The 11,344-nt window shown below is 73.0% G+C and carries 9 protein-coding genes; 6 read left to right on the top strand and 3 right to left on the bottom strand.

What is annotated here, in order from left to right; all coding sequences use genetic code 11:
• A partial coding sequence (locus ACFV0Q_RS30140) for a helicase associated domain-containing protein (RefSeq protein ID WP_385009525.1) occupies positions 1-559 on the top strand: 559 nt, incomplete at its 5' end.
• Between the two features lie 13 nt (positions 560-572).
• Here ACFV0Q_RS30140 and ACFV0Q_RS30135 read toward each other — a convergent pair.
• Positions 573-1,964 (bottom strand): glutamate decarboxylase, encoded by a 1,392-nt coding sequence (locus ACFV0Q_RS30135; RefSeq protein WP_385009524.1) that lies wholly within the window; start codon positions 1,962-1,964, stop codon positions 573-575.
• Positions 1,965-2,242: 278 nt separating this feature from the next.
• Here ACFV0Q_RS30135 and ACFV0Q_RS30130 point away from each other — a divergent pair, with 278 nt between their 5' ends.
• Positions 2,243-2,635, top strand: a complete 393-nt coding sequence (locus ACFV0Q_RS30130) for a tyrosinase family oxidase copper chaperone (protein WP_385009523.1) — start codon at positions 2,243-2,245, stop codon at positions 2,633-2,635.
• Positions 2,632-3,480, top strand: coding sequence for a tyrosinase family protein (locus ACFV0Q_RS30125; protein WP_385009522.1), 849 nt, complete (start codon positions 2,632-2,634; stop codon positions 3,478-3,480). Before ACFV0Q_RS30130 ends, ACFV0Q_RS30125 begins: the two co-directional genes overlap by 4 nt.
• Here the strand turns inward: ACFV0Q_RS30125 and ACFV0Q_RS30120 are convergent.
• Both ACFV0Q_RS30120 and ACFV0Q_RS30115 read right to left on the bottom strand, forming a co-directional pair.
• Complete coding sequence (locus tag ACFV0Q_RS30120; RefSeq protein ID WP_385009521.1) at positions 3,435-4,139, bottom strand: response regulator; 705 nt, start codon at positions 4,137-4,139, stop codon at positions 3,435-3,437. The two genes, ACFV0Q_RS30125 and ACFV0Q_RS30120, sit on opposite strands and share 46 nt — an antisense overlap.
• Complete coding sequence (locus ACFV0Q_RS30115; protein ID WP_385009520.1) at positions 4,136-5,905, bottom strand: ATP-binding protein; 1,770 nt, start codon at positions 5,903-5,905, stop codon at positions 4,136-4,138. The genes ACFV0Q_RS30120 and ACFV0Q_RS30115 overlap by 4 nt, the downstream gene beginning before the upstream one ends.
• Before the next feature lie 104 nt (positions 5,906-6,009).
• On the opposite strand from ACFV0Q_RS30115, the gene ACFV0Q_RS30110 reads away from it, so the two are divergent.
• The 3 genes from ACFV0Q_RS30110 to ACFV0Q_RS30100 form a co-directional block, all read left to right on the top strand.
• Positions 6,010-7,401: a cation:dicarboxylate symporter family transporter gene (locus ACFV0Q_RS30110; protein ID WP_385009519.1), complete on the top strand. Its 1,392-nt coding sequence runs from the start codon at positions 6,010-6,012 to the stop codon at positions 7,399-7,401.
• A gap of 174 nt (positions 7,402-7,575) precedes the next feature.
• Positions 7,576-9,468 carry a pentapeptide repeat-containing protein gene (locus tag ACFV0Q_RS30105; RefSeq protein WP_385009518.1) on the top strand — a complete coding sequence of 631 codons (1,893 nt, stop codon included), beginning with the start codon at positions 7,576-7,578 and terminating at the stop codon, positions 9,466-9,468.
• Positions 9,469-9,721: 253 nt separating this feature from the next.
• On the top strand, positions 9,722-11,344 hold a 1,623-nt coding region (locus ACFV0Q_RS30100), incomplete at its 3' end, for a S8 family serine peptidase (RefSeq protein WP_385009526.1).

Below are 11,344 nucleotides of genomic sequence, written 5' to 3'. Positions count from 1 at the left end.
GTGGGTGAAGAACAACCGCGCCGCCGCCCGCCGGGAGGGGCCGGGGGCGCTGCCCGAGGAGCGCCGGGAGGCCCTGGAGGAGATCGACCCGTCCTGGTGTCCCGCCTGGGACATCGGCTGGCAGCGGGCCTTCCACCTGACCCGGACGCATCTGGACGCGGGCGGGCGGATCCCGCACGGCCCGGGCCGGCCGGTGGTGCAGGGCGAGGACCTGGGCGGCTGGGTGTGGGCCCAGCGGCTGGGGTGGGACCGGCTGGGGTGGGCGCAGCGCTGGCTGCTGGAGCACGTGCTGGGGCTGGCCCCGGCGCGGGAGGAGGAGCGTCCGCCGCCGCGCCTGAGCCATGCCGACGCCTGGGCGGGGCACCTGGAGGCGGCCCGGAGCTTCCACGCCCGGGAGGGGCACCTGCGGGTCCCCCGCCCGCACGTGGAGCGGGTGGGGGACCGGGAGCTGCGGCTCGGGGCGTGGATCGCCAACCAGCGGTCCCGGGCGGTGAAGCTGCCTCCGGAGCGGGTGGCCGCGCTGACGTCGCTGGGGATGCGCTGGTCCCGTTCCGGCTGACGTCTGCGGGCGGTCAGTGGTGGAAGCCCGACCGGGGTTCGGTGGCGGGTACCGGCTGCGGATGGGCGGCGAGGTGTTCGAGGGCCGCGCGCATGTCGGCGACGAGCAGGGCGATCTGGTCGCGGGTCACCCCGTGGCGGATCAGGACGCGCTGGATGACGGTGTCCTGGCGGTCGGCCGGCAGCGGGTACGAGGGCACCTGCCAGCCGCGCATCCGCAGCCGGTCGGAGAGGTCGTAGAGGGTGTACCCGGCTCCGCCCGGGTCGGAGAGTGTGTAGGAGACGGCGGGGAGCGCGCCCTTGCCGTCGTAGAGCAGGGTGAAGGGCCCCATCTCGGAGATCTGCCCGGCCAGGTACTGGGCGGTGTCCGCGCAGGCCTGCTGGACGCGCCGGTAGCCGCCCCGGCCCAGGCGCAGGAAGAGGTAGTACTGGGCGATGACCTCGCCGCCGGGGCGGGAGAAGTTGAGGGCGAAGGTCGGCATGTCGCCGCCGAGGTAGTCCACGTCGAAGACGAGGTCGGCGGGGAGCAGGTCGGCGGTGCGCCAGACGATCCAGCCGACGCCGAGCGGGGCGAGCCCGTACTTGTGGCCGGAGGTGTTGACGGAGGCGACGCGCGGCAGCCGGAAGTCCCACACCACGTCGGGGTGGAGGAAGGGGGCGACGAAGCCTCCGCTGGCGGCGTCCACGTGGACGGGGATGTCCCATCCGTGCTCGGCCTGGATCCGGTCGAGGGCGGCGGCGAGCTCGGCGACGGGTTCGTAGTCGCAGGTGTAGGTGACGCCGAGGATGGCGACGACGCCGATGGTGTTCTCGTCGACGTGCATGGCGAGCTGGTGGGGGAGCAGGCCGGTCGCGCCGGGCTCCAGGGGGACCTGGCGCAGTTCGACGTCGAAGTACCGGGCGAACTTCTCCCAGCAGATCTGGACGGGGCCGCAGACCAGGTTGGGGCGGTCGGCCGGTTTGCCCTCGGCGCGGCGGCGGGCCCGCCAGCGCCATTTGAGGGCGAGGCCGCCGAGCATGGCGGCCTCGCTGGAGCCGGTGGTGGAGCATCCGGTGCCCGACGTGCCGGGCGGGGCGTTCCAGAGGTCGGCCAGGATGTTGACGCAGCGGGCCTCGATCTCGGCGGTCTGCGGGTACTCGTCCTTGTCGATCATGTTCTTGTCGAGGCACTCGTTCATCAGGCGGTGCACGCCGTCGTCCGACCAGGTGGTGCAGAAGGTGGCCAGGTTCTGGGCGGCGTTTCCGTCGAGGAGGAGCTCGTTGTGGAGGAGCGAGTAGACCACCTCGGTGGGCGAGTGGTCGTCGGGGATCCGGTGCTTGGGGAGGATCTGGCCGCTGAGGGCGGACGCGAACACGTCCGTATCGGCGTCCCGGGCGCGTGCGTCCTTCGTCTCGTGAAGAGCCATATCGGGACTATAAGGCGTAGATCGTGACGAAATAGGCTCCGGAGCTCCTCAAGCGCGGGCCGCGCCTTCCGGCCGACTCTGGGGTGTGATCCCTTCCATAGCCGCCCGGTCACGCCGCAAAACTTACCGCCCAGTAGCATTCCTTCCGCAGATCTTCCCGTCCCGACGGCCGGAGCCGGTCCGGACGGGAAGATCATTTAATTGGTTCTATACACAACTTATCGGCCGATGTCCGGATAGCGGTCAACTGCCCTCGTGGCCCTGATAGTTCTTCGGCCATGAACAAGATCACCCGCCGGCAGGCCTTGGGCACCACCGCCGGCGCACTCACCGTCCTCGGCATCGCGGGCGCCACCGCGCACGCCGCCGCCACCGACTCCCGCGCCGCCGGCACCCCGGCCGGCACCGTCGACGAGGTGTACCAGGGCCGCCGCATCCAGATATCCCCCGGTACGGGAGGCGGCCACCACGGCGGCCACCACTCCCCCGGTCTGCCCACCGTGAAGATAGACGGCCGCGAACTGCACGTGATGCAGAACGCCGACGGCACCTGGATCAGCGTGGTCAACCACTACGAGACCTTCGCCGAGCCCGCCTCCCTGGCCCGCGCCGCCGTGCGCGAGCTCCAGGGCTCCCAGCTCGCCCCGATGCAGATGGGAGGGGCGGCATGACCGTCCGCAAGAACCAGGCCGCGCTCACCCCGGCGGAGAAGCGCGCCTTCACCAACGCGCTGCTCGAACTGAAGCGCACCGGCCGCTACGACCGGTTCGTCACCACCCACAACGGCTTCATCATGAGCGACACCGACTCGGGCGACCGCGTGGGGCACCGCTCCCCCTCCTTCCTCCCCTGGCACCGCCGGTTTCTGCTCGAGTTCGAGGCGGCTCTGCAGGCGGTGGACGCGAGCGTTTCCATCCCGTACTGGGATTGGACCGCCGACCGCACCACCCGCTCCTCCCTCTGGGCCGCCGACTTCCTCGGCGGCACCGGACGGGCCCGCGACGGGCAGGTCATGGACGGACCCTTCGCGTACGCGACGGGCAAGTGGGAGGTAGCCGTACGCGTGGACGCCCGCGCCTACCTGCGGCGCGCGCTCGGCGAGGGCGTCGCCCAGCTGCCGACGAAGGCCGAGGTGGACGCGGTCCTGGCGATGCCGGTCTACGACATGGCTCCCTGGAACAGCTCCTCGAACGGCTTCCGCAACAACCTGGAGGGCTGGCGCGGCGCCAACCTGCACAACCGGGTCCACGTCTGGGTCGGCGGCCAGATGGCCACCGGGGTCTCGCCCAACGACCCGGTGTTCTGGATGCACCACGCCTTCATCGACAAGCTCTGGGCCGACTGGCAGGCCAAGCACCCGCAGTCCACCTACCTGCCGGCCGCCGGCACCGCGAACGTGGTCGACCTGCGCGACACGATGCGGCCGTGGAACGACGTGACCCCGGCCGACATGCTGGACCACCGCAAGTTCTACACGTTCGACACCGAGCCGGCCGCCGCCGCCAGCCAGCGGTAGTGCAGTTCGGGGCGGCCGACCTGGCCGTACCGGGGGGTGCGGTCCGCGCGGCCGGTGTCCACCAGGTGCTCCAGGTACCGGCGGGCGGTGATCCGCGAGATCCCGGCCGCCCCGGCCGTCCCCGCGGCGGTCAGCCCGTCGGGCGCCGCCCGCAGCAGCGCCGCTACCCGGTCCAGGGTCGCGGCGCTGAGCCCTTTGGGCAGCTCCGCCGGACCGGGCGCGCGCAGTGCGGCGAGCGTCCGGTCCACGTCGTCCTGTCCGGCCGCCTCCCCCGCCGACGCGCGGAACTCGGCGTAGCGCAGCAGCCGTTCGCGCAGGGTCGGGAAGGCGAAGGGCTTCAGTACGTACTGCACGACGCCCAGGGACACGCTCTCGCGGACCACCGCCAGGTCCCGCGCCGAGGTCACGGCGATCACGTCCACGGGGTGCCCGGCGGCCCGCAACCCGCGCGCGAAGCGCAGCCCGTGGCCGTCGGGCAGGGTGAGGTCGAGGAGCAGCAGGTCGACGCGGGTCCGCTCCAGCACCCGGGTGGCCTCGGCGAGCGAGTGGACGGCGGCCACGGCGGTGAAGCCGGGCACGCGGCCGACGTAGAGCGCGTGCGCGGCGGCGGCCACGGGGTCGTCCTCGACCACCAGCACCCGTACCTCGGGCGCGCTCACGCCGCACCGCCCGCGCGGCGTTGACGGGGGATGCGGGGTTCATGAGCAGGTCCCCCCGCGTTCTCCTCCGGGACGGCCCCCTCGGGCCCCGGGCCGCCCCGTTCCCGCTCCGTGGCGTCGTCGGCCCGGGCCCCCGGTACCCCGTCCGCCCCGCGCCCCTGCCCCCGTCCGGCGGGCAACGGCAGGCTCACGGTGAACTCCGCTCCGCCGTCCGGCCCGGGGGCCGCGTCGACGACGCCGCCGTGGCGCTGGGCCACCTGGCGGACCAGCGCCAGGCCCAGGCCCCGCCCCTCCCCCTTGCCGGACCAGCCCCGGCGGAACACGTCCACCCCCTCGGGCAGCCCGGGACCGTTGTCCGCGACCCGCAGCAGCAGCGCGCCCGCGTCCCGGCGTACGGTGACGGCGATCCGCCCGCCGCGTACGCCGGTCAGGGCGTCGACGGCGTTGTCGATGAGGTTGCCGACCACGGTGACCAGGTCCCGGGCGGGCGGCAGCCCGGGCAGGCCGTCCACGGCGCCGTTCTCTCCGCTGTCCGGGGTGACGACCAGCTCGATGCCCCGCTCGTGCGCCTGCGCGGCCTTGCCGAGCAGCAGGGCGACCAGCACCGGCTCGCCGACGGCGGTGACGACCTCGTCGGTCAGGGCCTGGGCCAGCTCCAGTTCCGCCGTGGCGAACTCCACCGCCTCCTCGCTGCGGCCCAGTTCGATGAGGGAGACCACCGTGTGCAGCCGGTTGGCCGCCTCGTGGGCCTGGGAGCGCAGCGCCTGGGTGAAGCCCCGCTCGTGGTCCAGCTCGCCGGTGAGCGCCTGGAGTTCGGTGTGGTCGCGCAGGGTGACCACGGTGCCGCGGCGGCCGCCGCCGGCCACCGGTGAGCTGTTGACGACGAGCACCCGCTCGGCGGTCAGGTGCACCTCGTCCACCCGGGGCCGGTCGGCGAGCAGCGCTCCGGTGAGGGGTGCGGGCAGGCCGAGGTCGGCGACGCCGGTGCCGGTGACCTCCCCGCCCAGGCCGAGGAGTTCGCGGCCCGCGTCGTTGATGAGGGTGATCCTGCGCTGGCCGTCGAGCATCAGCAGTCCCTCCCGGACCCCGTGCAGGGCCGCCTGGTGGTAGTCGTACATCCGGCTCAGTTCGGCGGCGTTCATGCCGTGCGTGTGGCGGCGCAGCCGGGCGTTGACCACGTACGTTCCCACGCCGCCCAGCGCCAGCGCACCGGCCGCCACCCAGGCGAGGGCGGAGAGCTGCTGCGCCAGGCGGTCGCTGATGGCGCGGACGGTGATCCCCGCGCTGACCAGGCCGACGATCCGGCCCTCCTCGTCCGCGAGCGGGGTGACCACGCGGATGGAGGGGCCGAGGGTGCCGGTGTAGGTCTCGCTGAAGGTCTCGCCGCGCAGCGCGGGGCCGGTGTTGCCGAGGAAGCGTTCTCCGATGCGGCGCGGGTCGGGATGGGTCCAGCGCCGCCCGTCCGGGGCCATGATCGTCACGAAGTCGACGCCGGAGTCGGCGCGCACCCGCTCGGCGTAGGGCTGGAGGGCCGCCGAGGGGCCGCCCCCGCCCGCGCCGGCCCGTACGGCGTCACGCACCGACGGGGAGTCGGCGACGGCCCGCGCCACGGCCCCGGCCTGGCGGCGGGCGGCGTCCTCGGCCTGGCCCCGGGCGCTCGCGTACGCGAAGACCGCGCATCCGGCGACGACGACGGCGACGAGCAGCACCTGCATGGCGAACAGCTGGCCGGCGAGGCTCCGGGGCGGTCGGGGAAAGCGGAACATGGCGCTCAGTGTGCACCCGGCCGTGAACTCAATGAACGCAAGGGTGACCGGGGTCACAGGGTGGGCGATGGTCTGCGGGAACACATTCACCACCAGGAGGCGACGTGGCCGCCAGGCGCGACAGAACCCACTATCTCTACATCGCGGTGATCGCCGCGGTGTTGCTCGGCATCGCCGTCGGCTTCGCCGCGCCCGGCGTGGCCGTGGAGCTCAAGCCCCTGGGCACCGGCTTCGTGAACCTCATCAAGATGATGATCTCGCCCGTGATCTTCTGCACGATCGTGCTGGGGATCGGATCCGTCCGCAAGGCCGCCAAGGTGGGCGCGGTCGGCGGGCTCGCCCTCGGCTACTTCATGGTCATGTCCACGGTCGCGCTGGCGATCGGGCTGGTCGTGGGGAACCTGCTGGAGCCCGGCAGCGGGCTGCACCTGACCGAGGCGGTCCGGCACGCCGGGGAGGCCCAGGCCAAGGCGGGCGGCGCCGAGAGCACGCCGGAGTTCCTGCTCGGGATCATCCCGACGACGCTGGTCTCCGCCTTCACCGGGGGCGAGGTGCTCCAGACGCTGCTGGTGGCGCTGCTGTGCGGGTTCGCGCTCCAGGCGATGGGCAGCGCCGGAGAGCCGGTGCTGCGCGGGATCGGGCACGTGCAGAAGCTGGTGTTCCGGGTACTGGCGATGATCATGTGGGCGGCGCCGGTGGGTGCCTTCGGGGCCATCGCGGCGGTGGTCGGGGCGACCGGCATCGACGCGCTGAAGTCCCTGGCGGTCATCATGATCGGCTTCTACACCACCTGTCTGCTCTTCGTCTTCGTGGTGCTGGGCACGCTGCTGCGGGTCTGTACGGGGGTCAGCGTCTTCGCCCTGCTGCGCTACCTGGGCCGGGAGTTCCTGCTGATCCTGTCGACCTCCTCCTCGGAGTCGGCGCTGCCGCGGCTGATCGCGAAGATGGAGCACCTCGGCGTGTCCCGCCCGGTGACCGGCATCACCGTGCCGACCGGGTACTCCTTCAACCTGGACGGGACCGCGATCTACCTGACGATGTCCTCGCTGTTCGTCGCGGAGGCCATGGGCAAGCCGCTGGCGCTCGGCGAGCAGATCTCGCTGCTGCTGTTCATGATCGTGGCCTCGAAGGGCGCGGCCGGGGTCACCGGCGCCGGACTGGCCACCCTGGCCGGCGGGCTCCAGTCGCACCGGCCCGAACTGGTGGACGGCGTGGGCCTGATCGTGGGCATCGACCGGTTCATGAGCGAGGCGCGGGCGATGACGAACTTCGCGGGCAACGCCGTCGCCACGGTGCTGATCGGGACGTGGACGAAGGAGTTCGACCGGGAGCGGGCCGCCGAGGTCCTCGCGGGCCGGATGCCGTTCGACGAGACCACGCTGATCGACGACGGCCACGCCGCGGAGCCGGCCGAGGCCCCGGCCGCGGTACCCGGGCCGTCGGCGAGCCCCGCGGCCGGCCCGTCGGCCGGCGCCAAGGACGGGGTCCCGGCCTAGCCGGTGCACCCCAGAGTGGAGTCGGCCGGGCAGGGCTCGCCCCCACGGTGCCCAGCCCGGCCGGACTCCTCCCGACAGGCCCGCCGCGGACCGGCCGGCGACGACGGGGAAGACCGTCGCAGGGCGGGCCGCGGCCGCCGGAACCGCCCGGGCGGGGACGGCGTTCCATCGGGTATGACTTCCACAGCCCTGACGCCGCCCGACTGGCCGCAGTGCGGTCATGGAAGCACCACCGACACCCCGGGCTGCCCCGGCCGCACCGTGGACCCGTACCCGTCGTGCCTCGCCCACCTGGATCCGGCCGTGCGCGCGGAGTACCTGGACGCCCTGGCCCCGGGCGACGACGTCGACCACCGGGGCACCCCCTTCTCGGAGGAGCTGCTCGGCCGGCTCCTCGACGCGGTGCGGGAGACGGACGGCGGACGGCCCCGGTTCGGGGCCGCCGAGTTCTCGCGGGCCCGCTTCACCGGCGCGGCCCGTTTCCCGTGGACGGTCTTCGGCGCGCAGGCGTGGTTCGCCGGGGCGCTCTTCGAGGACCGCTGCTGGTTCAGCAAGGCACGGTTCACCGGGGACGCGACCTTCGACGGGGCCGTGTTCCACAGCAGCAGCACCTTCGACGAGGCGGTGTTCGACGCCAACGCCTCCTTCGAGGACGCGCGGTTCGACGGAGCGTCCTTCTTCGACGCGGTCACCTTCGGCTCCGACGCCTGGTTCCGCAGGGCCTCCTTCGCGGGCGACAGCTGGTTCGGGAGCGTCGGCTTCCACGGGGACGCCTGGTTCGGGGCGGCCGAGTTCGCCGCCGCCTGCGCCTTCAGCGGGGCCCGGTTCCGGGGCAACGCCTCCTTCCGGCGGGCGGAGTTCCGCACGGACGCCTCCTTCCAGGCATCCTCGTACGACGGCGAGGCCTGGTTCGCCGGCGCCGTCTTCCACCGTGACGCCCACTTCGGCCACGCCTCCTTCCCCGTCGCCCCCGCCCTGGGCCCGGTGGTGTGCGCGGGCGAACTGGACCTGTCCGCCGCCGCGTTCGGCTCGCCCCTCATCGTCGAGGCCGCGGCCGGCACGCTGCGCTGCGCGGGCACCCGGTGGGCGGCGAAGGCCTCCCTGCGGCTGCGGTACGCCTCCGTCGAGCTGAGCGACGCGGTCTGCGAGGCACCGCTGCGCATCTCCGCACGCCCCGGTCCCTTCACGATGGCCGGGCCGCTGGCGGGCGAGGTGGCGGAGACCGTGCTCGCGGGCCGCGCGCCGCGCGTGCGGATCGAGTCCCTGAGCCATGTGGACACCGCGCACCTGGTGCTCACCGACCTGGACCTCACCACGTGCCGGTTCTCGGAGGCGGTCCATCTCGACCAGGTGCGTCTGGAAGGCGACTGCAAGCTCGCCACGCCCCCGCCGGGCATCCGGTTCAGCGGCCGATTACCGCTGCGCTGGTCCGCGCGGCGCACCCTCGCCGAGGAGCAGCACTGGCGGGCCGCGCGCGGGGCGGGGGGCTGGACGCCCGCCCCGGAAGGCTCCGCGGTGGTCACGCCGGCCGCCTTGACGAGCGCCTACAGACAGCTGCGCAAGTCGCTGGAGGACGGGAAGAACGAGCCGGACGCCGCGGACTTCTACTACGGCGAGATGGAGATGCGCCGCAACGACCCCGGCCGGCCGGCCGCCGAGCGCGCGCTGCTGGGCGTGTACTGGGCCCTGTCGGGCTACGGGCTGCGGGCCTCGCGCGCCCTGGGCTGGCTGCTGCTGGCGGTGGCCGCGACCATCGTGGTGATGACGCTCTGGGGCCTGCCCGAGGACACGCCGGAGCCGGTCGGCTCGGGCACCGTGTCCGGTACGCGGCTCTCCTGGGAGACGCACACGCCCGATCCGGTCGATCCCGACGGCCCGCTGACGGGCAGGCTCACCGGCGAGCGGCTCGACAAGTCGGTGCGGACCGTGGTCAATTCCGTGGTCTTCCGCTCCTCCGGCCAGGACCTGACCACGCTGGGCACGTACACGGAGATGGGGGCGCGGCTCGTCGAACCGCTGCTCCTCGGTCTCGCGGTGCTGGCGGTGCGGGGCCGCGTCAAACGCTGAGAGCGGGCCGGCCGGGAGGCGGGCAAGTCCGGCGAACCGCGCGGAACCCTCCAACCCGCTTGACGGACCGGCTGTTTTCGGCCAGACGGCCGATAACCCGGCTGCGCTGAAAGGTACTTCCCTCCGGGGCGGCCCGTCTGACATCTTGCGTCCACCACTCGTTTCGTACGGCCCGGTAGGTGCCAACAGCACCGCCGTGCCATCGGAGGACGCATTGATACCCCACATATCCAGCCGACCCCGACGTAGCCTGGTGATGGCGGCCGCCCTCGGCGCCGCCCTCGCCTTCGGAGCACCCGCCGCGCTCGCCGGCACCGCTCCCGTCTCCCCGAACGGCTCCGCCCCGGCTTCCGCTCCGGCGGCCGCCCCCAAGGCTGCGGCCCCGGCTTCCCAGAGTGCGACCTGGGCCGCCGGCACCCGTGCCTACCTCGTGATCAGCGCCCCGGGCGACGGCTCGGCGATCCGCTCGGCCATCACGGCCAACGGCGGCACGGTCTTCTCGTCCTTCGACGCGATCGGCGTGACCGTCGCCCACTCCTCCTCGGCCACCTTCGCCACGACCATGCGCGGGGTCAGCGGGGTGCAGAAGGTGGGCGCCACCCGTACCTCGGACGTCCCCGCCGACGCCTACAACCCGGCTCTGCCCGCGAACCCGGCGCAGGCCTCGACGGCGGCCGGAGAGCCGGTCCGCGTGGACATGAGCCAGATCAAGGCCGACCAGGCCTGGGCCGTCACCACCGGCTCGCCGTCGGTGAAGGTCGGCATCCTGGACACCGGTGTGGACGACCAGCACCAGGACCTGGCCCCGAACTTCAACGCGGCCGACTCGGTCTCCTGCGCCTACGGCAAGCCCGACACCCGTACCGGCGCCTGGCGTGACGTGGACACCCACGGCACCCACGTCGCGGGCACCATCGCGGCCGCCAAGAACGGCAAGGGCGTCGTCGGCGTGGCCCCGGGCGTGAAGATCTCCGCAGTCCGCGTCGCCGAGCCCGGCAACTCGTTCTTCTTCGCCGAGAACACCATCTGCGGGTTCGTGTGGGCCGGTGACCACGGCTTCAAGGTCACCAACAACAGCTACTACACCGACCCGTGGCAGTTCAACTGCCCGGACAACATCGACCAGGCCGCCATCATCGAGGGCGTCAAGCGCGCCCAGGAGTACGCGGAGAGCAAGGGCTCGCTCCAGATCGCCGCCGCGGGCAACGAGGACTACGACCTCGCCCACAAGACGACCGACAGCGCGAGCCCCAACGACTCCACCCCGGTCACCCGCACCATCACCAACGCCTGCCTGGACATCCCGACCGAACTCCCGGGCGTGGTCACGGTCGCGGCGAACGGTTCGGGCGTCTCCAAGGCGTCGTTCTCCAACTTCGGCCAGGGCGTCATCGACGTCGCGGCGCCGGGCAGCAACGTCTACTCCACCCTTCCGGGCGGTACGTACGGCAGCAAGAGCGGCACCTCGATGGCCACCCCGCACGTGGTGGGCGTCGCGGCGCTGATCGCCAGCGCCAACCCGGGCATCACCCCGGCGCAGATCCGCGACAAGCTGGCCACCCAGGCCAACGACATCGCCTGCCCGGCCGACGGCCGCTGCACCGGTACGACGGCGAACAACTCCTTCTTCGGAGAGGGCCAGGTCGACGCCCTGAAGGCGGTCGGCTCCACCCCGCCGGCGGGCAAGTACTTCGAGAACACCGCGGACTTCGCGATCGGCGACAACACCACCGTGGAGAGCCCCGTCACCGTCAGCGGGGTGACCGGCAACGCGCCGGCGACCCTCAAGGTGGGCGTGAACATCGCGCACACCTACATCGGTGACCTGAAGGTCGACCTGGTCGCCCCCGACGGCACCGTGTACACGGTCCACAAC

The organism is Streptomyces sp. NPDC059564, from assembly GCF_042735575.1.
Lineage (GTDB): Bacteria > Actinomycetota > Actinomycetes > Streptomycetales > Streptomycetaceae > Streptomyces.
The sequence above is the reverse complement of the archived record's forward strand: the minus strand, read 5'-3'. Positions and strand labels throughout refer to the sequence as shown.

Bases quoted from the DNA above. Each gene is read 5' to 3' on its own strand.
- ACFV0Q_RS30135 (WP_385009524.1), bottom strand. From the start codon at position 1,964: ATGGCTCTTCACGAGACGAAGGACGCACGCGCCCGGGACGCCGATACG.
- ACFV0Q_RS30130 (WP_385009523.1), top strand. From the start codon at position 2,243: ATGAACAAGATCACCCGCCGGCAGGCCTTGGGCACCACCGCCGGCGCA.
- ACFV0Q_RS30125 (WP_385009522.1), top strand. From the start codon at position 2,632: ATGACCGTCCGCAAGAACCAGGCCGCGCTCACCCCGGCGGAGAAGCGC.
- ACFV0Q_RS30115 (WP_385009520.1), bottom strand. From the start codon at position 5,905: ATGTTCCGCTTTCCCCGACCGCCCCGGAGCCTCGCCGGCCAGCTGTTC.
- ACFV0Q_RS30105 (WP_385009518.1), top strand. From the start codon at position 7,576: ATGACTTCCACAGCCCTGACGCCGCCCGACTGGCCGCAGTGCGGTCAT.